This window comes from Mycobacterium heidelbergense, from assembly GCF_050205645.1.
Lineage (GTDB): Bacteria > Actinomycetota > Actinomycetes > Mycobacteriales > Mycobacteriaceae > Mycobacterium > Mycobacterium heidelbergense_A.
This window is the reverse complement of record NZ_JBNMQT010000004.1, coordinates 1-20,893: the sequence shown is the minus strand read 5'-3', so window position 1 is coordinate 20,893 and position 20,893 is coordinate 1. Positions and strand designations below refer to the sequence as shown.

17 protein-coding genes are annotated in these 20,893 nt (G+C 66.8%); 3 read left to right on the top strand and 14 right to left on the bottom strand.

The genetic code is table 11. The annotated features are described in order from the left end of the window. Nucleotides 1-57 precede the first annotated feature (57 nt). On the top strand, nt 58-792 hold the full coding sequence (locus ACQI5H_RS05260) for a GAF and ANTAR domain-containing protein (protein WP_427078354.1): 735 nt from the start codon (nt 58-60) through the stop codon (nt 790-792). Between the two features lie 19 nt (nt 793-811). On the opposite strand, the gene ACQI5H_RS05255 is transcribed toward ACQI5H_RS05260, so the two are convergent. The 4 genes from ACQI5H_RS05255 to rplS all read right to left on the bottom strand — a co-directional run bounded on the left by ACQI5H_RS05255 (nt 812) and on the right by rplS (nt 3,191). After that, nucleotides 812-1,117, bottom strand: coding sequence for a DUF2469 domain-containing protein (locus tag ACQI5H_RS05255; RefSeq protein WP_076122808.1), 306 nt, complete (start codon nt 1,115-1,117; stop codon nt 812-814). 65 nt (nt 1,118-1,182) lie between these two features. Next, nucleotides 1,183-1,902, bottom strand: coding sequence for a ribonuclease HII (locus ACQI5H_RS05250; protein WP_427078353.1), 720 nt, complete (start codon nt 1,900-1,902; stop codon nt 1,183-1,185). Between the two features lie 2 nt (nt 1,903-1,904). After that, a complete protein-coding gene (gene lepB / locus ACQI5H_RS05245) occupies nt 1,905-2,795 on the bottom strand; it encodes a signal peptidase I (protein ID WP_427078352.1) in 891 nt (296 codons plus the stop codon). 54 nt (nt 2,796-2,849) lie between these two features. Further along, nucleotides 2,850-3,191, bottom strand: coding sequence for a 50S ribosomal protein L19 (rplS, locus tag ACQI5H_RS05240; RefSeq protein ID WP_076063490.1), 342 nt, complete (start codon nt 3,189-3,191; stop codon nt 2,850-2,852). 347 nt (nt 3,192-3,538) lie between these two features. Here rplS and ACQI5H_RS05235 point away from each other — a divergent pair, with 347 nt between their 5' ends. Then, nucleotides 3,539-4,507 carry a hypothetical protein gene (locus ACQI5H_RS05235; RefSeq protein ID WP_427078351.1) on the top strand — a complete coding sequence of 323 codons (969 nt, stop codon included), beginning with the start codon at nt 3,539-3,541 and terminating at the stop codon, nt 4,505-4,507. Between the two features lie 34 nt (nt 4,508-4,541). On the opposite strand, the gene trmD is transcribed toward ACQI5H_RS05235, so the two are convergent. The 8 genes from trmD to ACQI5H_RS05195 all read right to left on the bottom strand — a co-directional run bounded on the left by trmD (nt 4,542) and on the right by ACQI5H_RS05195 (nt 10,191). Beyond that, nucleotides 4,542-5,249, bottom strand: a complete 708-nt coding sequence (gene trmD / locus ACQI5H_RS05230; RefSeq protein ID WP_427078350.1) for a tRNA (guanosine(37)-N1)-methyltransferase TrmD — start codon at nt 5,247-5,249, stop codon at nt 4,542-4,544. A 2-nt stretch (nt 5,250-5,251) separates the two neighbouring features. Further along, complete coding sequence (gene rimM, locus ACQI5H_RS05225; protein WP_427078349.1) at nt 5,252-5,776, bottom strand: ribosome maturation factor RimM; 525 nt, start codon at nt 5,774-5,776, stop codon at nt 5,252-5,254. A gap of 13 nt (nt 5,777-5,789) precedes the next feature. Further along, nucleotides 5,790-6,032, bottom strand: coding sequence for an RNA-binding protein (locus tag ACQI5H_RS05220; RefSeq protein WP_003878715.1), 243 nt, complete (start codon nt 6,030-6,032; stop codon nt 5,790-5,792). A 5-nt stretch (nt 6,033-6,037) separates the two neighbouring features. After that, a complete protein-coding gene (gene rpsP / locus ACQI5H_RS05215; protein WP_427078348.1) occupies nt 6,038-6,598 on the bottom strand; it encodes a 30S ribosomal protein S16 in 561 nt (186 codons plus the stop codon). 161 nt (nt 6,599-6,759) lie between these two features. Next, nucleotides 6,760-7,191 (bottom strand): nuclear transport factor 2 family protein, encoded by a 432-nt coding sequence (locus ACQI5H_RS05210; protein ID WP_427078347.1) that lies wholly within the window; start codon nt 7,189-7,191, stop codon nt 6,760-6,762. Between the two features lie 32 nt (nt 7,192-7,223). After that, nucleotides 7,224-7,994 (bottom strand): alpha/beta hydrolase family protein, encoded by a 771-nt coding sequence (locus ACQI5H_RS05205; protein ID WP_427078346.1) that lies wholly within the window; start codon nt 7,992-7,994, stop codon nt 7,224-7,226. A 13-nt stretch (nt 7,995-8,007) separates the two neighbouring features. Further along, a complete protein-coding gene (locus ACQI5H_RS05200; RefSeq protein WP_427078345.1) occupies nt 8,008-8,739 on the bottom strand; it encodes a tryptophan 2,3-dioxygenase family protein in 732 nt (243 codons plus the stop codon). Between the two features lie 48 nt (nt 8,740-8,787). Next, nucleotides 8,788-10,191 (bottom strand): FAD-dependent oxidoreductase, encoded by a 1,404-nt coding sequence (locus ACQI5H_RS05195; RefSeq protein ID WP_427078344.1) that lies wholly within the window; start codon nt 10,189-10,191, stop codon nt 8,788-8,790. A gap of 72 nt (nt 10,192-10,263) precedes the next feature. Here ACQI5H_RS05195 and ACQI5H_RS05190 point away from each other — a divergent pair, with 72 nt between their 5' ends. After that, a complete protein-coding gene (locus ACQI5H_RS05190; RefSeq protein ID WP_427078343.1) occupies nt 10,264-11,139 on the top strand; it encodes an alpha/beta fold hydrolase in 876 nt (291 codons plus the stop codon). Between the two features lie 76 nt (nt 11,140-11,215). Here the strand turns inward: ACQI5H_RS05190 and ACQI5H_RS05185 are convergent, their stop codons facing one another. Continuing rightward, a complete protein-coding gene (locus tag ACQI5H_RS05185; RefSeq protein ID WP_427078342.1) occupies nt 11,216-12,016 on the bottom strand; it encodes a class I SAM-dependent methyltransferase in 801 nt (266 codons plus the stop codon). A 13-nt stretch (nt 12,017-12,029) separates the two neighbouring features. Next, a partial coding sequence (locus ACQI5H_RS05180; RefSeq protein ID WP_427078341.1) for an amino acid adenylation domain-containing protein occupies nt 12,030-20,893 on the bottom strand: 8,864 nt, incomplete at its 5' end.

The window sequence follows — 20,893 nt, the reverse complement described above, 5'->3', positions numbered from 1 at the left end:
CGCCGACCTCCAGCAGAGCGGGTCGAATCACCGACACCGCCGGAAATGAGGCACCACATGGCAGACGAATCGACCTCGGACGGGGCGCCACCCGGCGGCGAGAAGGCCGACCCCGCGACGGTCTTCGCGGCCCTCGCCGAAATCATTTACCAGGGCTCGGACGCCTCGCAGATGTACGCAGCCATCTGCGTCGCCGCGACCCTGGCCATCCGCGGCTGCGACCATGCCAGCCTGTTGGTCCGCGAAAACGACCGCTACATCACCGTCGGCGCCAGCGACCGGCTCGCACAGCAGATCGACGAGCTGGAACGCCGCGCCGGCGACGGCCCGTGCATCGATGCGATCGAGGAGGAAACCCCGCAGATCGACCCCGACCTCACCACACCGTCGCTGTGGCCGAAGCTCGCCTCGGTCCTTGTCGCAGAGACACCGGTGCGGGGCGCGATGGGATTCCGGCTGCTGGTCAACAAGCGCAAAGGGGCCGCGCTGAACCTGTTCAGCGACACCCCCAACATGTTCGACGCCGAGTCAGCCGGACGCGCGGCGGTGTTGGCGTCGTTCGCCAGCGTGGCCATCAACGCGGTCGCCAAAGGCGAAGATGCGGCCAGCCTTCGACGGGGGCTGCTCAGCAACCGGGAAATCGGCAAGGCGGTCGGGATGTTGATGCTGCTGCACGAGATGACCGAGGACCAGGCGTTCGAGCTGCTGCGGCGCCACTCCCAGGCCCTGAACATCAAGCTGGCCGAAGTGGCGCGGGCCGTCATCGAAAATCGCGGTCACCTGCCGGAATAACTCGGCGCCCCGGGCCCGGCTACTCGGGCAGCCGCAGTTCGGGCTTTTCGACCTCTTCGATGTTGACGTCCTTGAAGGTGACCACCCGCACCTGCTTGACGAACCGCGCCGGGCGGTACATGTCCCACACCCACGCGTCGGACAGTCGCAGCTCGAAGTAGACCTCGCCGTCGGCGTTGCGCGGCATCATCTCCACGCTGTTTGCCAGATAGAAGCGCCGCTCGGTTTCCACCACGTAGCTGAACTGGCCGACGATGTCCTTGTATTCGCGGTAGAGCGAGAGCTCCATCTCGGTTTCGTACTTTTCGAGATCCTCAGCACTCATCTGCGACTCATCTACTCAGAAGTCCTTTTCCCGGCAATTTCGCGAAGCCTGGTACCCATCTTTCCTCACGAATATTCGCCGCCCAAGTCCGGTAGGTCCGGTTTACACTCCGCCACCACCCGGCCGTTTGGCCCGTTCGCCACCCGCCGCACGTTGATGAACGAGTAGCGATGCTCGGCGCAGGGACCCAGCCGGTTCAGCGCCAGGCTGTGCCCGGGCGTGCCGTAGCCCTTGTGCTCGGCGAAGCCATAGCCGGGGTGCACGGCGTCCATCGCGACCATCAGCCGGTCGCGGCTGACTTTCGCCAGCACGCTGGCCGCGGCGATACAGGCGGCGGCCGCGTCCCCGCCGACGACGGGCAGCGACGGCATCGGCAGGCCGGGCACCCGAAAGCCGTCGCTGAGCACATAGCCGGGCCGCACCGACAGGCCGGCCACGGCGCGGCGCATGCCCTCGATGTTGGCCACGTGCACGCCACGGCGGTCCACTTCGACCGACGGGATGAACACCACGTGGTAGGCCACGGCGTAGCGGCAGATCAGCGGAAACAGCTTCTCCCGAACCTTTTCCGTGAGTTTTTTCGAATCATCAAGGGCGGCAAGGCTTTCCAGCCGTCCGGTGCCGAGGACACACGCGGCCACCACCAGCGGGCCCGCGCAGGCGCCGCGGCCGACCTCGTCGACCCCGGCCACCGGCCCCAGGCCGCTGCGGTGCAGCGCCGACTCCAGGGTTCGCAACCCCGACGACTTGCGGATCACCGTCCGCGGCGGCCAGGTCGTGGCCATGGCTACCGGCTCTGTTGGGGGTTCACCGAACCCACACCGCCCCATCGTGACGGCGGCCAGACGATGAACCTGGCCTTGCCGATGACATTGGGTACCGGCACCGTCCCCGACATCGGGTCACCGGTGCACAGCACACCCCGAAGCACGTCGGCCGGAACGCTGGTGCAGTGGGCGCGCGAGTCCGCCGAGTGCGTGCGGTTGTCCCCCATCACCCACAGCCGGCCCTGCGGGACGGTGACCGGCCCGAACTCGCTGCCCAGGCACGGGTACACCGACGGGTCGGCCATCATGGTGGACGGATCCAGGTACGGCTCCTTGAGCGGTTTGCCGTTGACCGTCAAACCGGTGTCGGCCCGGCACTGAACCGTCTGCCCCCCGACCGCGATGACGCGCTTGACCAGGTCGTTCTCGTCGGGCGGCACGAAACCGATGAACGACAACGCGTTCTGGACCATGCGCAGCGCGGCGTTGGGTGACCGGATCGACTTGTACCCGACGTTCCACGACGGCGGTCCCTTGAAGACGATGACGTCACCGGGGTGCGGTGCGCCGAAGCGGTAGCTGAGCTTGTCCACCATGATGCGGTCGCCGACGCAGCCCGTGCAGCCGTGCAGCGTCGGTTCCATGGATTCCGACGGGATCAGGTAGGGGCGCGCCACGAAGGTCAACATCACGTAGTAGAGGACGATCGCGATCACGGCCAGGATCGCGAGTTCGCGCAACGAGGACTTCTTCTTCGACTCCGGCTCGACCGCCTCGGGCGGCAAGGGGGGCTTTGGTGCCGGCGGGGGTTCGAGCCCGTCGGCGGGCGCCTCCGGGTCGCGGGTGGAGACCTTCGGCTCTGACTGACCAGCGTCGGACTGGGGGTCGGGTGCGTCCGGGGTATCGGTCACGAGATCAGCGTAGCCAGCGCGGATTGCGGCTTTGGCAGACCTGGGCGCACCGGGTCAGCGCTTCTCTTTGATCTTGGCCTTCTTGCCGCGGAGTTCACGCAGGTAGTACAGCTTGGCGCGGCGGACGTCGCCACGGGTCACCACCTCGATGTGGTCGATGTTCGGCGAATGCACCGGGAAAGTCCGCTCGACGCCGACGCCGTAGCTCTCCTTGCGCACGGTGAACGTCTCGCGGATGCCGCCGCCCTGCCGGCGGATCACCACGCCCTTGAATACCTGGATGCGCTCCTTGGCGCCCTCGATGACCTTGACGTGCACGTTGATGGTGTCGCCCGGGCCGAAGACCGGGAGGTCGTCGCGCAGCGACGCCTGGTCGACGAAGTCCAGCCTGTTCATGGTGAGAAGACACTTCCTCGGGGTCGCGGCCTGGGGCAGCTGCCCACACATGTGGGCCGGCCGCCAAGCCGATGGGTGTTCGGGCTTCCGGGCGTATCTCGCAGCGGGCGGGAAAGGTCCGGGCCGCTGATGGCTGCGAGACAACTGGTCAATTGTGCCAGACGGCCCGCGTGCATTGAAAATCACAGGTAAACCCGCGGTTCACAACGCGCCGAAGTCGCTGGTGAATGGTACACATGACTCGGGCCAAAACGCGCTTGCCGAACCGGAACCTCAGCGTGATGCCCGGGCAGACGGCGACGCGGCCCGCCCACACGAACGTTTTCCCAGACGTCCGGAGGAGACCGATGCGCGCACGGCCGCTCACTGTGCTCACCGCCATGGCGGCGGTGACGCTGGTGATCGCCGGGTGCGACGAGGCAATCCTTTCAGCGAAGGTCTCCCCGAAGGCGGCCAGCAGGCCGGCGCACAGCACACCCGATCGACCGCAGCCCCCGCACCAAGCCGAACTCATGCGGGACGTCGGCTCGATGCCCGCTCCACCGCAGGCGCTGCCCAGCTCCGGGTTCGACGGACTGCAGGCGCGGGTCCAGCAGGCGACCGATGAAGCCGCCGCGGCCGGGGCTGCCCTGTCGGTGGCCATCCTCGACCGCAAGACCCATCAGCTGGTCTCCAGCGGCAACACCCAGATCGTCGGCACCGCATCGGTGGCCAAGCTCTTCATCGCCGACGATCTGCTGCTGGCCGAGTCCGAGGGCAAGACCGTCCTGTCCCCGGACGACCGCCAGGCGCTGGATGTCATGCTGCAGTCCTCCGACGACGGCGCGGCCGAGAAATTCTGGGGCCAGGGTGGCGGAGACGCCATCATCACCCAGGTGGCGGGCCGCTACGGACTGTCGTCGACCACCCCGCCCAGCGACGGGCGCTGGTGGAACACCATGAGCTCGCTGACGGACCTTGTCCACTACTACGACGTCCTGCTCGACGGCTCGGGCGGGTTACCGGCCGAGCGCGCCAAGATCATCGTCAACGATCTGGCACAGTCCACCCCGAACGGAATCGACGGCTACCCACAGCGATTCGGCATTCCGGAGGGTCTGTACGCGGAATCGGTGGCGGTCAAGCAGGGCTGGATGTGTTGCATCGGCAGCGCGTGGGTGCACCTGTCGACCGGGGTGATCGGCGCGGATCACCGCTACATCATGGTGGTGCAGTCGCTGCAGACGTCCGATGACACCACCGCGCGCGACACGATCACCCGTGCGGTCAAGACGATATTTCCCAACGGCCGAATCGGATCTACCCCGACCGATTAGTCGGGGTAGATTGCCCCGCTCCTCCTCGGCCCGCTCACCGGGCCGCATCGTTGCCGGGCGTCGACAGGTCGGGCCGGCGCTGTCGGGTCCGCTCCTGCGAAACCTCGCGACGCCAGGCGGCGATGCGCGCATGATCGCCGGACAGCAGAACGTCGGGAACGTCGAGGCCGCGCCAGCTCGGCGGCCGGGTGTAGCTCGGCCCCTCCAAGAGCCGGTCCAGCTGCGGCGAATGCGAATCCTCGCGGTGTGACGCGGGATTACCGAGGACGCCGGTCAGCAGCCGCAACACCGCTTCGATCATCACGACGGCCGCCGACTCCCCGCCCGGCAGCACATAGTCGCCGATCGAGACCTCTTCCACCCGCATCCGACGGCCGGCATCCTCGACGACCCGCTGGTCGATGCCTTCGTAGCGGCCGCAGGCGAAAACCAGGTGCGCCTCGCCGCTCCAGCGCTGGGCGGTGGCCTGCTTGAACAGCGTGCCCGCGGGGGTGGGAACGACCAATAGTGTTTCGGCGGAACAGATTTCGTCGAGCGCTTCGCCCCACACGGGCGCCTTCATCACCATGCCCGGACCGCCGCCGTAGGGCGCGTCGTCAACCGAGCGATGCACATCGTGAGTCCACCGCCGCAGATCGTGCACCCGCAAATCGACCAGACCCGACTCGATCGCCTTGCCCGGCAAGGACTGTCGCAGCGGGTCCAGATACGCCGGGAAGATCGTCACCACATCGATGCGCATGACTACCCCAGCTCCAGCAGGCCCTCGGGCGGGTCGATCTCGACCACGCCGTCGTTCAAGGACACCGACGTGACGATCGCGCCGACGAACGGCACCAACACTTCACCGTCGTCATCCCGTTGTACCGCCAACAATTCGCCGGCCGCCGTATGCAGCACCTCGGCAACGACGCCGACGTCCTGCCCCGTCGTCGTCCGGACGCGCAGGCCCTCGAGCTGATGGTCGTAGTACGTGTCCGGCTCGTCGATCGGCGGCAGATCATCGGAATCCACCACGAACAGGCTGCCGCGCAACGCCTCGGCGGCATCGCGGTCGTCCACCCCGGTCAACCGCACCAGCAGCCGTCCGCCGTGCTCGCGGACGTCGGCGACGACGTAGCTGTGCTCCGGACCGTCGCCTCGAGATTGCTTGGCGCGCAACGTAATACCGGGCGCAAACCGGGCGGCGGGATCATCGGTGTGGACCTCCACCACCACCTCACCGCTGATGCCGTGCGCTTTGGCGACGCGCCCGACGAGCAGCTCCATGAGCAGCGCTGCCCTACTGGTCGGTGTCCACCACGTCGACGCGGATACCGCGGCCACCGATGCCGGCGACCAGCGTGCGCAATGCGGTCGCGGTCCGTCCCCCGCGACCGATCACCTTGCCCAGGTCGTCGGGATGAACGTGCACTTCGACGGTTCGGCCGCGCCGACTGGTCACCATGTCCACGCGGACATCGTCGGGGTTGTCGACGATCCCGCGGACCAGATGCTCGACGGCATCCACGACGACGGTGCTCACGTCAGTCAGCTTTCGGTGGTCGGTTCGGACTGCTCGCCGCCCTCGGCCGGCGCCTCCACCTTCTCGGCTTCGGGGCTGGCGTCGGCGCTGGGCTCAGCGCTCGTTTCGGCAGCGGCCTCGGCGACGGGCCCGGCGCTCGCTTCGGGAGCGGGCTCGGCGGCCTTGGCGGCCTTCTTGGCCGGGGCCTTCTTCTTCGGCTTCGCGGCCTCGGTGGTGGGTTCGCCCTCGGCGGCGGCCAACGCGGCGTTGAACAGCTCGAGCTTGCTGGGCTTGGCCGGCTTGACCTTCAGGCGACCCTCCGCGCCGGGCAGGCCCTTGAACTTCTGCCAGTCGCCGGTGATCTTCAGCAGTTTGAGCACGGGCTCGGTCGGCTGGGCGCCCACGGAAAGCCAGTACTGGGCACGCTCGGAGTTGATCTCGATGAGGCTCGGGTCTTCCTTCGGGTGGTAGCGGCCGATGACCTCGATCGAGCGGCCGTCGCGCCGCGTGCGTGCGTCGGCGACGGCGATTCGGTACTGGGGATTGCGGATTTTGCCAAGCCGAGTGAGCTTGATCTTCACAGCCATGGTTAAGCGAGTTCTCCTGTGTGTGTCACGCTGCAATTCAGCGATCCGGGCGGAATGCCCGGATCCGGTTTTGCCTCGCGTGTGTGACCGCCCAACGGCCGTAGTCGCGGGGCGGACAGCCGCCCATTGTGCCAGAACGCGGACCCCGGGCGGAAATTTGCCTACATCACCTTCTGGAACGTCTTGGTCTCAACGCGGCGCGTCATCCGCCAGCCCTCAGGGGTGCGCACAAACTCGTCGTCGTACCACAGGCCGCAAAACAGCACCTGCTCTTGTTTTGCTTGGGGGTCGCCGGGCAGCACCATCGGGTTGAAGCAGATCACCCGCGACGACGCGGTGTCCCCGTCGATGCGCACCGAGAAGTTGCCGAGCATGTGCGCATACACCGGGAAGGTCGGCAACACCTCGGACAGCCACTTCTTCACCTCAGGGTATTGGCCGTCGATGCCGCCGAGCTCGCGGTAGTCGATGTAGGCGTCGGGGGTGAAGACCTTATCCAGGTCATCGAAGCGGCGGTTGTCAATCGCGGTGGAATAGTCCACCAGCAGCTGCTGGATTTCGAGGCGGTCGGATATTTCGGCCAGGCTCAACATGCCTTGATTCAACACCGCGGCCCAACGGCCAGCTACGCGAGATCGATGACCGCCGTGCGGCAGGCCACCCACGCGGGCGAGGCCACATCGATGAGCGCGTAGTGGTCGGTGCCCGGGAGCGTCAGCAGCCGGGAGTCGTCGCCGGCGTGCCGGGCCGCCGCGACGAAGCGCTGCGACTGGCTCAGGGGCACGTCGTCGTCGTCGGTGCCGTGCACGCAGACCGAGGGAACGTCCATCGGAAGCAGAGCGCTGGGGCTGGCCAGCGGGCGGTCCTCGGCGTCGTTCCCGAGGAAGTCACGGACCGCCCCGGCGCCCAGGTCCTCCTCGAGCGCGAGCGCCAGGTCCAGGACTCCCGCCTGGCTGACGAAGCCGGTCAGCGGCACGAGGGGCGAGGCCCCGGGCGCGCCGGCGGGCAGCGACCGCCGGCCGGCCAGCCAGCCGGCGAGCTGACCTCCCGCGGAGTGCCCGATCGCGACGACCCGCGACAGGTCGAGGCGACCGGCTGCCAGGGTCTGGCCGGTCGTGGCGAGCAGGTCGACCGCGGCGGCGACGTCGAGACAGGTGGCCGGCCAGCCGCCGCCGCCCCGCTCCGGGTCCTCGCCCACCCGGCGGTATTCGACGTTCCAGGCGGCGAAGCCGTGCCGCGCCAGATCCTCGGCCAGATCGGAGGTCAGGTCGGCGCCGTAGGCGGTCCGCCAGAACCCGCCGTGGATGACGACGGCGACCGGCCAAGGACCCGGGCCGCCGGGAAGACTGAGCACGCCGTACTGGCTCGGATGGGTGCCATAGCGCACGAGCGTCACGCGCAAACGTGTCCTACGACGGGCGGGAAGTCCCGTCCAGGCAATCGATCAGGTAGCTGACCCCGGCCGAGCCCCCGGTGCCCGGGCCGTCCCCGATGAAACGCCGGACCGCGTCGACGTGGCCCAGCCGCCAGCGGGTGAGGCCGGCGATGAATACGTCGAGCTGCGCGTTCAAGTGCAGTTTCTGCCGGCGGCTAGCGCTGTCGCCGGCGCGCCGATCGGCGACGATCTCCAGGAGCCCCGCCACGGGAGCGTGGTCCGCGCCCGTCAGCAAGGTCGCGAGCTGAGGGGACTGTGCCGCGCTCACGCCCTGTAAGTGAGGCCGGAACCGGTGGAAGTCGTCCACCGCGAGATGTTCCAGGGCGCCCTGCGTCGCGAGCGTCAGTTCCAGCACGGCGTTGGCACGCTTCAAGCGATCGATCGCCTTGTCGAAGTCCGCAAGGCGAGCGGCCTCGAGCGCGACCTCGAGGTCCGCGAGGATCTGCGAAACCCACAGCTCAGAGACTTGGTGGATGATCAGGAAGAATCTCTCGTCGCCCCAGGCGGCGGCGTCGCCGTTGGCGAACAAAGGCCGGACGGCGTCGAGCAGGCCGTCGAGGTGCAGGTAATCAGCGTAGGTGAGCTTCTTGCCCCCGGCCGATCGCTCCGCCTCGACGTCGTCACGGCCTTGAAGACCACTGGCCGGACATACGGCGGGAATCACGTCCACCGATCCGGCATGCGTCGCCCACCCGTTGCTCCCCATGTGTGGCACCGTACCCGAGCATTTGCCCGCCGGGGCCGTATTTCGCGATCATTGACTCTTACGAAAATAGGGGCCGCCGGCGTGCAAACCCTCGACCCCGGTGGCTCGGGCCGTTCTTGGGCGCCGGTTTGCTGCGACGAGCCGCATCAGGAACGAGGGCTGCATCAGCCGGCCCGGTGGGTCGACAAAGTGCTGCACACGCAGGAGCGCTTCGGTGACCGCCGGATCGTTTGCGGCGGCTGCCTGCACCTTCTCCGAATGCCAGTTCATCAAGCGTCGTGCCGCCCGACGCCAACCACCCACCTGGGACACGGCGAAATCGTTGAGCCGGTTCCCCCGCCAAACGGGGGCGATCTGCTTGGCAGCCGCCTTGAAGAAGCGCCGACTCAGGTCGCCGTCGCGATCGGCCAGGCAGTCTCGAAGCGCGACGGCCTGCAGCGCGGCCATGGTCATGCCCTGCATGTACACCGGGTTGAAGCTGCAGATCGCGTCACCGATCACCAGCAGCCCCGCCGGGAATTGGCGCAGCTTGTCATAGCGCCGCCAGGTGCTGGCCGGGTATCGCTGCGCGGACACCGCACCGACCGGCGCGGCGGCCCGCAGCGCGTCGATCAGAAAGGGCGGCGCGAATTCCGCGGCGCAATCGATGATGCCGGGCAAGTCGTCGGGCAGCTCGTAGCCGTCGATGCCGAACAGGGTCAGAATCCAGGTGCCGTGCTCGTAGGCCACCACCACAACGCCGACCGGTCGGTCGGGCGTGAGGCCGACCGAGATCGCGTTCTCGTCGAGCATGCCCGCGGGAATGCGCAGAAATTGACTGGCGTAGCTCAGCTGCACCGGGTAGCGCTGCTCGACCGGTCGCTCGTAGCCCAGGTTGTCGAGGAACGCCGGCATGCGTGCGGCCCGGCCCGTCGCATCAACCACCATGTCGGCATCCAGCACGGTTTCCGCACCGGTGTCGCGGTTGACCACCCGAACGCCGGTGACCCGATGGACCGGGCCGGCGATCGGCTCGACGACGTCATGGCCCTCCAGAAACGTCACATTCGCGAGGGCACGGACCCGCCGCCGGACATGCGACTCCAAAAAGGGCCGGCTCGGTTGATAGATGAAAAGTGCTGCCGGGTCGGCGAATTCGCCGGAGAAGTCGAGCTCGTGCCGGCCCAACTGGACATAGGCACGCGATTGGTCATTGTCGAGGACGATGGCGCCCCCGGCGACAAGTTCGTCGAGCAGGCCGGGGAACAGCTCGCCCAGGGCTTTCGACCCGGTGCTCAGTAGCGCATGAAAGTGCCGTCCCTGGGGCACGCCTCGACGCTGCTCGGCGCCGTCGGGCAGCCGGTCGCGCTCGACAAGCGTCACCGTTTCGTAAAAGTCCGACAGCACCCGAGCGGCCAGCAGCCCGGCCATGCTCGCGCCGCAGACAACGGCTCGCTGTCCGAGCTTGCTCATCGGCACTCCCCTCCTCCCGCGCTGCTGCAAGTATGGCTTCTGTACGGCTGGCGTAAAGGGAGTCTCGCAGAGATGAAGTCAGAGGATCGCGCCGACATCGGCGAGGTAACGCGGCTGGCGGACGGGCGCGCAATCGGATACGCCGAGTACGGCAACCGAGACGGGCAGGCGCTGTTCTACTTTCACGGCGATCCCGGTTCTCGGCTCGAGGCAAGGTTTTTGGCGGAGGCCGCCGAGGACGCCGGGGTGCGCGTGCTCGGCGTGGATCGCCCGGGCATGGGGCTCTCGACCTATCAACCCCGGCGCCGGCTGCTCGATTGGCCCGACGATGTGGCCGAGCTCGCCGACCGACTGGGTATCGACCGGTTCTCGGTCATCGGGGTCGCCAGTGGTGGGCCCCACGCGGCGGCGTGCGCCTACCGGATCCCGGGCCGGCTCAACGCCTGCGGCCTGGTCTCCCCCCTCGGCCCCTTCGGCGGGGCCAGGGCCCTGCTGTCCAGGTGGATACCGTGGGTCGTCACCCCGCTCACGTCTCGCTTGTTCGCCGACGCCGAGCGCGGTGAGCGACGGCTGCGGCGCCTCGCGCGCGGCTGGGTCGAACCGGATCGGCGCGCCCTCGACCACCCCGGGGTCGCCGAGCTGATGGCCGCCGTGCTGGCCGACGCGTTCCGGCAAGGCCCGCGCGGTCCCGCCCGCGAGGGCGCCATATTCGGTCGCCCGTGGGGTTTCTCGTGGCGCGACATCGAGATGTCCGAGGTGTATCTCTGGCACGGCGAGCTCGACCGCTCGGTGCCGATCGGCGTGGCCCGCGTGATCGCCGACGAACTACCGCACTGCACGGCCACCTACTACCCCGACGAAGGACACATCTCCCTGATCGTCAACCGCGCCGGCGACCTCGTGGCCGCCCTCACCCATGGCGGATCACAAGAAGGCGGCGCGCAGTAGACCCGAGTGCGCTCCAACTGCCGTCGCAGCTGGTGATCCCTTGCGTAGCTGGGTTATTCGTCGGTGCTCGAACAGTTCACCGGGACCGCGGTTCGTGATCCTGGTGACGATTGCCGGGTTGCCGTGCGCGACTCGCAACCACCACCATCGCGCCCCGCGCTCGGCGGAATTCGACGTTCATCGCCGGGTCCGCATCGTGGGCGAGCGCACGTAGCGCCGACAGGCTATAGGCGCGTAGGGCGCTGATTACCTCGTCGTGTATCAGCGGCAATAGCGCAGCAAACGGCAGCGTCAGTGCCAGCATCATCAAGTGGACTGGTGCCGACGGCCTGTGAGCGTCAATGATCAACAACTTGTCTGCAGCGCGGGTCCCTTCGGCGAACACCCGGGAGGCCAGAGCAGGCGGCAAGTGATGCAACGACAGCGCAAACACCGCGAGGTCGTAAGCCCCGTCTTCCGCATCGATTGCGGCGGCATCCATTTCGCGCACCGTGGCGCGGGGGTGACTGCCGAGGTCACTGGCGGCAATGGCCGCCACGAACGTGGGATCGATGTCGGTCACCGTCACCTGAGCGGTGGGATGCATCTCCAGCAGCTTGCGGGACAGCCCGCCGTGACCGGACCCGAGTTCTAAGACCTTGGGAGAGGAGATATTGGCCACCTCATCAAGCACCATACGGGCGCCCGTCGTGTGCAGGGCAAACAACCGTTCGACCCTGTCCAGCGAGCGAATCACCCTGCGCTTGAGTTTGTCGACATCGTCGCGATCCAGGTATTCCAACCGGTTGGTCTGCAACCGCCGGTCCAGCCAGGAGGCGTCAGGCCCGCCGCGGGGCATGGTCGCGATGTCGCGAGCCGGCTCGTCGATGTTTGCCATAGTGGGTGCCTCCTTATGATGAGCGGCTAGCCTCGATCAGTTGATCGATCAGGTAGTCGACGCCGGCGCTGCCGCCGGTGCCTCGGTTTCCCCCAATGAAGCGCCGGACTGCGTCCACGTGAGCAAGTCGCCACCGCGTCAGGCCGGCGATGAACACATCGAGCTGCGCGCCCAGTTGCACTTTCTGTCGGCGGTCGCCGCCGTCGTCGTCGCGCCGATCGGCGGAAATCTCGAGGAGGCCCTTCACCGGCGCGTGTCGAACGCCCCGCAGCAAGATTTCGAACTGCGCCGACTGTGCCGCGCTCACACCCTGTAATCGAGGCCGGAACCGATGGAAGTCATCCACCGCAAGATGTTGTAGGGCACCCTGTGTCGCCAACATCAGTTCGAGCACGGCGTTGGCACGCTTCAAGCGCTCGATCGCCCTGTCGAAGTCCGCCAGGCGGGCGGCCTCCAGCGCGACCTCGAGATCGGCGAGGATCTGCGAAACCCACAGTTCGGAGGTTTGGTGGATGATCAGGAAGTATCTTTCGTCGCCCCAAGCGCAGCGGTCGCCGTCTGCGAACAAGGGCTGGACGGCGCCGAGCAGCTGGTCGAGGTGCAGGTAATCCTCGTAGCGCAGCCGGCTCTTGTCCCCCGGCTTCGGTTCGGCCGCGATGTCCGGAGGGGCCAAGCCTCCCCCACCGCTTCGCACATGCGCGCAGATGCCGCCGAGGGCGTCAAACCACAACCGGCTGAGCTGGGAAACCTGCTCGCGACCCAGGGCCGATGGCGCCCACGTCCACTGGGCGTGCAGTTGCGGGCCGGCGTCGGTGTCGACGGTGACGGCGTTGACGGCCGCGGTGTGCGCCAGCGGCATGGCGCGGCCGGCGCCGCCGCTGTCGGTGAACAACGACCCCCAATAGCCGATCCGCCAGACATCACCGTCGGCCGAAGCATCGAGCACCGGTACGCCCAGGCGTCCCAGGTAGTTGAACCCGATCGGCGGGTCGGACCCGGCCAGATCGACATCGGTGTTCAGATAGCGCAGCAGCCCATAGGTCAGGGGCTGGGGTAGGGCACGAAGTTGCGCTGTAGCGTCCTTGATCACCAGGCCCAGTGCTGATTCGCCGGCCGTCACCCGGGCCCAAGGCAGCCCGCCTACCGCCAACGACACCGGGGATTTGGTGGTGAACCACCCCACGGTGCGCGACAGGTCAACATTGGGGGCCAGCTCCTCGTCGCGTCCGTGGCCCTCGACGTCGATGGCGATCGGTGTGTCGCCGGTGCCCAAAAACTCCGCCCACGCCAAGGCGAACGCGATCAGCAGGATCTCGTGTACCCCGGCATCACACCCGGCGGGCACCTCGCCGAGCAGCATGCGGGTGGTCTCGACATCCAACGACACCTCCATGTGCTCAGCCGTGGCAAACGTATCCACGTCCGGGTGCACCGCGGGCAGCGCGGGAGGGATCGCCGCGACATCCCTCCAGGCGTCCGCTTGGCCCACGACTTCCGGGCAGCGCGCGTGCTCGACCAGCAGCGAGGCCCACCGGGCAAACGACGTCCCCGCCGCCGGCAATACCACTTGCCGGCCCACCCGGTGTTGACTCCAGGCAGTGTTGAGGTCATCCACCAGAATCCGCCACGACACGACGTCGACGGCCAGATGATTGACGATCAGCGCCAATTGGCGGGTGGAAGCGACCCACAGCGCGCTGAGTACCGCCCCGGCGGCCGGATTCAACCGAGCTTGTGCCTCCGCCAGCGCCTCGTCGGACAACACGTCCACCGAGTGCAGGCAATCGCTCGCGTCCACCGAGCCCGCGCCGGGCACCTGTAGAGACCAGCCGCCAGCGACGTCGTCGACCCTGAGCCGCAGCATGGCATGCCGATCCAGCAAGGCCTGCAGCAGGACCACCACGTCGGCCTCGCTGATCCCGGAGGGAGCCTGCAACAACGCCATCAGATTGAAGTGCTCAACCGGACCGTGAACACTTTGCAGCCAGCGCATGATCGGGGTAGCCTCCACCGGCCCGACACCCTCGTCGATCGGGCCGGCCGCACCGTCGGCAATTCCAACCACCCGGGCCAGCCGGGCCACTGTCGGCTCGACGAAAATATCGCGCGGCCTGCACATCAGGCCGGCGGCACGGGCCTGCGCCACCACCTGCATCGATGAAATGCTGTCTCCGCCGAGGTCGAAGAAGGAGTCGTCGATGCTGACGCGGTCGAGGCCCAGGATGTGGGCGTAGATGGCGGCCAGGATTTCTTCGGTGCGGGTGGTGGGGGCGCGGTAGGCGCTGGTGGTGTAGTCCGGTGCTGGGAGGGCTCGGGTGTCAAGTTTGCCGTTGACCGTCAGCGGCAGTGCGTCTAAGGCCACCAGCGCGGCGGGGACCATGTAGGCCGGCAGCCGTGCGGATAGCTGATCGCGGATCTGGGCCGTATCGGCGGTGCCGGTCACGTAGCCGATGAGGCGTTTGTCGCCGGGGCGGTCCTCGCGGGCGATGACCGCGGCTTGTTGGACCCCGTCGAGTTGGGTTAGGGCGGCGCGGATTTCGCCGAGTTCGATGCGGTAGCCGCGGATTTTGACTTGCTCATCGGCGCGGCCCACGTAGTCGAGTTGGCCATCAGCGCGCCAGCGCACCAGATCCCCGGTGCGATACATCCGTGTTCCCGGCGCCGCCGGCCCGACAAACGGGCAGGCGACAAACTGCGACGCGGTCAACCCTGGCCGGCGCCAATACCCGCACCCCACCCCGGCGCCGGCCACATACAACTCCCCGACCACCCCGATCGGCACCGGGCGCAGCCACCTATCGAGCACCCACAACGCGGTGCCCGAGACCGGCGCGCCGATCGGAGGTGGCTCCGAATCCGCACTCAGCGGCCCAGTCAAGGTCACACACATCGTGGTTTCGGTCGGGCCATAGCCATTGATCACGACCCGCCGAGGCCCCGCCCAGCGCTGCACCACGGGCGCCGGACAGAACTCACCGCCTAAAACCAACGTCACCGACTCCAGCCCCTGCGGGGACAACGCCGCTGCCGCAGAAGGGGTTTGGGTTAACACGCTGACGTGTTGCTCAGCGAGCACATCGTGAAAGTCGTTGGGGGAGCGGGTTTTCGAGTCGGGGATGACCACCAGCCGCCCACCATGAAGCAACGGGCCCCATATCTCCCACACCGAAATGTCGAAGGCATGCGAATGACACTGCGCCCACACCTGTTTGGGTCCGGCCGGCAGATCAGCATCCAACGACGCCAGCAGCGGGGTGATGTTGCGGTGAGTGACCGCCACCGCCTTAGGCACCCCCGTCGTGCCCGAGGTGTAAATCAAGTGGGCGATATCCTCTGGGCTCGGACCCACTAACGAGGTGGGAGGCTGGCCGTCAACCGCGGGATCGCCCACATCGATGACCGCCACGCCCAACCCGTCGAGGCGCCCAGCCAGATCGGCGGTGGTCAGCACAGCCACCGGCGCGGCATCGGTGAGCATGAACTCGATGCGCTCCCGGGGATGCTCAGGGTCGATGGGCAGATACGCCGCCCCTGTTTTGAGCACCGCAGTGATCGCGGCAATCGCGCGAGCCGAGCGCTCCATCAACACCCCCACCACACACCCAGGTCCGACACCGGCGCCGGCCAACAAATGGGCCAACCGGTTGGCCGTCTCATCGAGTTCCCGGTAAGTCCACGACTGCTCACCACAACTGAGCGCCACCGCATCCGGGGTGCGGGCCACCTGCTGGGCAAACAACTCCGGAACCGACACCGGTGTGCTCACCGGCTGGGTCAACACCGCCGCATGCCCGATCTCCTGCAGGCGGGCATGCTCAGCCTGATCGAGCAGATCTACCGAGGACAACGCCTGCCCCGCATCGGCGGTCATCGCGACTAACACTCGCTCCAGCCGCTCAACGAGCACCTCGATGCTGGCGGTGTCGAACACATCGGTGCGAAACTCCACCGCCCCGCCAATCCCGGCGGGCTCACCAGCCTCGGTGAAACGCTCCCCCAACGAAAACGCCACATCCATACGCGCGCTGTGGGTGTCCACCGGGATCGGAGTGACCTCCAGACCCTCCAACACCAAACCCGCAGCCGGGTCATCGTGACCCGCGAAATTCTGCCAAGCCAACATCACCTGAATCAGTGGATGATGGCGCAACGACCGAGCCGGATTAAGCCGCTCCACCAACACCTCAAACGGCACATGCTGGTGTTCGAACGCCTCCAAACTGCGCGCCCGAACCTGGGACAACAACTCTGTAAAAGTGGGATCCCCACCTAGATCGACCCGCAGCACCAAGGTGTTGACGAAAAAGCCCACCAACTCATCCAGAGCCGGATTACCCCGACCGGCCACCGCGAACCCCACCGCCACATCGGAACTGGCACAAACCTTCGACAACAACACCGCCAACGCCGCCTGCACCACCATGAAACTCGTCGCGTTATGCTCACGAGCCAGCCGAGCCACCTTGCGCTGCAACCCCGCCGACCAGTCCACGGCCACACTGGCCCCGCGCTGATCAGCCACCAACGGATAAGGCCGATCAATCGGCAACTCCAAACGCTGGGGCATCCCAGCCAAAACCCGCTCCCAATAAGCCAACTCAGCCGCAATAGCACTATCGGGGTCAGACTCCGACCCCAACCACCCCCGCTGCCACAACGCATAATCGGCATACTGCACCGCCAACGGCGCCCACCCCGGCACCTGACCGGCACACCGGCTGGCATAGGCCACACCCAAATCAGCGGTCAGCGGCCTTAGCGACCAGCCATCCGCGGCGATATGGTGCATCACGATCACCAGCACGTGCTCGTCGTCGCGGATGCGGAAAAGCCTTGCCCGCAGCGGGATCTCGGTGGCCAGATCAAATGCGTAGCGTGCCACGGTGTCGATGACCTCACCCAGCCGGGTTGGCGACCAGCCGCTGGCATCAACAACGTCCCACCCAATATCGGCCTGCTCAACAGGAACAACCATCTGCTGGGGTGTTCCCTCGACGGTGGGGAACACAGTGCGCAGGCTTTCATGACGGCCCACTACATCGGCCAGCGCCGCAGCCAACGCATCAACGTCGAGCGGCCCGCTTAGCCGCAACGCCGCCGCGGTGTTGTAGACCGGCGAGGGCCCCTGCAACTGGTCGATAAACCACAACCGCTGCTGGGCAAACGACAACGGAACCACCGCCGGGCGCTCAACTGCCACCAACGGATCCAGCCGACCAGCGCCCTCATCGATACGCGGCGCCAACCTGGCAACCGTGGGCGCATCGAACACGACACGCACCCCCACGTCGGCATCCAATGCGGTGTTGATCGCCGCCACCAGGCGCATGGCGGAGAGTGAGTCTCCGCCGAGGTCGAAGAAGGAGTCGTCGATGCCGACGTGCTCGAGTCCGAGTATTCGGGCGTAGATGCCGGCCAGGATTTCTTCGGTGGGGGTGGTGGGGGCGCGGTAGCTGGTTGTGGTGTATTCGGGTGCTGGGAGGGCTCGGGTGTCAAGTTTGCCGTTGACCGTCAGCGGTAGCGCGTCTAAGGCCACCAGCGCGGCGGGGATCATGTAGGCGGGTAGCTGTTGGGCCAGTTGGTCGCGGATGGTGGCGGGGTTGGCTGTTCCGGTGATGTAGCCGACGAGGCGTTTGTCGCCGGGGCAGTCTTCGCGGGCGATGACCGCGGCTTGTTGGACCCCGTCGAGTTGGGTTAGGGCGGCGCGGATTTCGCCGAGCTCGATGCGGTAGCCGCGGATTTTGACTTGCTCATCGGCGCGGCCCACATAGTCGAGTTGGCCATCGGCACGCCAGCGCACCAAGTCCCCGGTGCGATACATCCGTGTCCCGGGCGCCCCGGGTCCCCCCCATGGGCAGGCCACAAACCGCGACGCGGTCAACCCCGCGCGCCGCCAATACCCGCGGCCCACCCCGGCGCCGGCCACATACAACTCCCCGACCACCCCGATCGGCACCGGGCGCAGCCACCTATCGAGCACCACCAACGCCGCCCCGCTCACCGGCGCGCCGATCGGGGGTGGCTCCCCATCCGGTGTCAGGGGCGCAGTCAAGGTCACACACATGGTGGTTTCGGTGGGGCCATAGCCATTGATCACCACCCGGCCCGGGCCCGCCCAGCGCTGCACTACCTGGGCCGGGCAGAACTCACCGCCCAGCACTAATGTCAGCGACTCCAACCCCTGCGGGGACAACGCCGCTGCCGCAGAAGGGGTTTGGGTTAACACGGTGACGCCTTCAGTGTCCAGCACATCATGAAAATCGGTGGCCGAACGAGTCAGTGAGTCCGGTATCACCACCAGCCGCCCACCATGTAACAGTGGGCCCCAGATCTCCCACACCGAAATGTCGAAGGCAAGCGAATGACACTGCGCCCACACCTGTTTCGACTCGGCCAGTAGATCGGCGTCCAAGCAGGCCAGCAGTTGGGTGATGTTGTGGTGGGTGGCCGTTACGCCCTTGGGCACCCCCGTCGTGCCCGAGGTGTAAATGAGATGCGCAATGTTCTCGGGGCCCGGCGCTGGTAAAGCGATGGTCGACTGGCTCTGCACCCCGGGGTCGGTGACATCGATGAGCGCCACGTCGAATCCGTCGAGGCGCCCAGCCAGATCGGCGGTGGTCAGCACAGCCACCGGCGCGGCATCGGTGAGCATGAACTCGATGCGCTCCCGGGGATGTTCAGGGTCGATGGGCAGATACGCAGCCCCGGTTTTGAGCACCGCGGTGATCGCGGCGATAGCGTGGGGAGAGCGCTCCAGCAACACCCCCACCACACACCCAGTACCCACACCCCGGCCAACCAACAAATGGGCCAACCGGTTGGCTGTCTCCTCGAGTTCCCGGTAGGTCCACGAAACATCGCCGCACACCAGCGCCAACGCATCCGGGGTGCGGGCCACCTGCTGGGCAAACAACTCCGGAACCGACTGCGCCGCTGTGGTATCCGCGCTGAGCACCGCCCGGTTACCGATCTGATCGACCCGGGCATGTTCGGACTGATCGAGCAGATCCACCGACGACAACGCCTGCCCCGGATCGGCGGTCATGGCCATCAACACCCGCTCGAAGCGGTTGATCAGCGCCTCGATGCTGGCGGTGTCGAACACGTCGGTGCGAAATTCCACCGCCCCGCCAATCCCGGCGGGCTCACCGGTGTCGGTGAAACGCTCAGCCAACGAAAACGCCACATCCATACGCGCGCTGTGGGTGTCCACCGGGATCGGGCTGACTTCAAGGCCCTCCAACACCAAACCCGCGGCCGGGTCATTGGACCCAGCGAAGTTCTGCCAGGCCAACGACACCTGAATCAGCGGATGATGGTGCAACGACCGAGCCGGATTGAGCCGCTCCACCAACACCTCAAACGGCACGTGCTGGTGTTCGAACGCTTCCAAACTGCGCGCCCGAACCTGGGACAACAACTCTGTAAAAGTGGGATCCCCACCCAGATCGACCCGCAGCACCAAGGTGTTGACGAAAAAGCCCACCAACTCATCCAGGCCCGGATTACCCCGACCGGCCACCGCGAACCCCACCGCCACATCGGAACTGGCACAAAGCTTCGACAACAACACCGCCAGCCCGGCCTGCACCACCATGAAACTCGTCGCATTATGCTCACGGGCCACCCGAGCGACCCCACGCTGCAACCCCGCCGACCACTCCACGGCCACACTGGCCCCGCGCTGATCAGCCACCAACGGGTAAGGCCGATCAATCGGCAACTCCAAGCGCTCAGGCATCCCGGCCAGCGCCTGCTCCCAAAACTCCAACTCCATAGCAATGGCACTCCGCGGATCAGACTCCTCCCCCAGCCACTCCTGTTGCCACAGCGTGTAATCGGCATACTGCACCGCCAACGGCGTCCAACCCGGAGCCCGACCAGCGCACCGGCTGGTATAGGCCACATCCAAATCAGCGGTCAGCGGCCTTAGCGACCAGCCATCCGCGGCGATATGGTGCATCACGATCACCAGCATGTGCTCGTCGTCGCGGATTCGGAAAAGCCTTGCCCGCAGCGGGATCTCGGTGGCGAGATCAAATGTGTAGCGTGCCGCGGTGTCGATGGCCTCGTTCAGTGAACCTGGCGACCAGCCGCTGGCATCAACAACGTCCCACCCAATATCGGCCTGCTCAGCAGGGATTACCATCTGCCGGGGTGTTCCCTCGACGGTGGGGAACACAGTGCGCAGGCTTTCATGACGGCCCACTACATCGGCCAGTGCCGAACCCAATGCATCAACATCAAGCCCACCGCGTAACCGCAACGCCGCCGCGACGTTGTAGACCGGTGAGGGCCCCTGCAACTGGTCGATAAACCACAACCGGTTCTGCGCATACGACAACGGAACCACCGCGGGCCGCTCAACCGGAGTCAACCGCGGCAGCCGACTGGCGCCCACACCAATACGCGGCGCCAACTGAGCGACCGCGGGTGTGTCGAAGATGGTGCGGACGGTGAGGTCAGTGTCGAGTGTGGTGTTGATGGCGGCGATGAGGCGCATGGCGGAGAGTGAGTCTCCGCCGAGGTCGAAGAAGGAGTCGTCGATGCCGACGTGGTCGAGTCCGAGTATTCGGGCGTAGATGCCGGCCAGGATTTCTTCGGTGGGGGTGGTGGGGGCGCGGTAGCTGGTTGTGGTGTATTCGGGTGCTGGTAGGGCTCGGGTGTCGAGTTTGCCGTTGACCGTCAGCGGCAGCGCGTCTAAGGCCACCAGCGCGGCGGGGATCATGTAGGCGGGTAGCTGGTGGGCGAGTTGGTCGCGGATGATGGCGGGGTTGGCTGTTCCGGTGATGTAGCCGACGAGGCGTTTGTCGCCGGGGCAGTCTTCGCGGGCGATGACCGCGGCTTGTTGGACCCCGTCGAGTTGGGTTAGGGCGG

Coding starts and splice junctions, on each gene's coding strand:
- ACQI5H_RS05260 (WP_427078354.1), top strand. CDS start 58: ATGGCAGACGAATCGACCTCGGACGGGGCGCCACCCGGCGGCGAGAAG.
- ACQI5H_RS05255 (WP_076122808.1), bottom strand. CDS start 1,117: ATGAGTGCTGAGGATCTCGAAAAGTACGAAACCGAGATGGAGCTCTCG.
- ACQI5H_RS05250 (WP_427078353.1), bottom strand. CDS start 1,902: ATGGCCACGACCTGGCCGCCGCGGACGGTGATCCGCAAGTCGTCGGGG.
- rplS (WP_076063490.1), bottom strand. CDS start 3,191: ATGAACAGGCTGGACTTCGTCGACCAGGCGTCGCTGCGCGACGACCTC.
- ACQI5H_RS05235 (WP_427078351.1), top strand. CDS start 3,539: ATGCGCGCACGGCCGCTCACTGTGCTCACCGCCATGGCGGCGGTGACG.
- trmD (WP_427078350.1), bottom strand. CDS start 5,249: ATGCGCATCGATGTGGTGACGATCTTCCCGGCGTATCTGGACCCGCTG.
- rimM (WP_427078349.1), bottom strand. CDS start 5,776: ATGGAGCTGCTCGTCGGGCGCGTCGCCAAAGCGCACGGCATCAGCGGT.
- rpsP (WP_427078348.1), bottom strand. CDS start 6,598: ATGGCTGTGAAGATCAAGCTCACTCGGCTTGGCAAAATCCGCAATCCC.
- ACQI5H_RS05210 (WP_427078347.1), bottom strand. CDS start 7,191: ATGTTGAGCCTGGCCGAAATATCCGACCGCCTCGAAATCCAGCAGCTG.
- ACQI5H_RS05200 (WP_427078345.1), bottom strand. CDS start 8,739: ATGGGGAGCAACGGGTGGGCGACGCATGCCGGATCGGTGGACGTGATT.
- ACQI5H_RS05195 (WP_427078344.1), bottom strand. CDS start 10,191: ATGAGCAAGCTCGGACAGCGAGCCGTTGTCTGCGGCGCGAGCATGGCC.
- ACQI5H_RS05190 (WP_427078343.1), top strand. CDS start 10,264: ATGAAGTCAGAGGATCGCGCCGACATCGGCGAGGTAACGCGGCTGGCG.
- ACQI5H_RS05185 (WP_427078342.1), bottom strand. CDS start 12,016: ATGGCAAACATCGACGAGCCGGCTCGCGACATCGCGACCATGCCCCGC.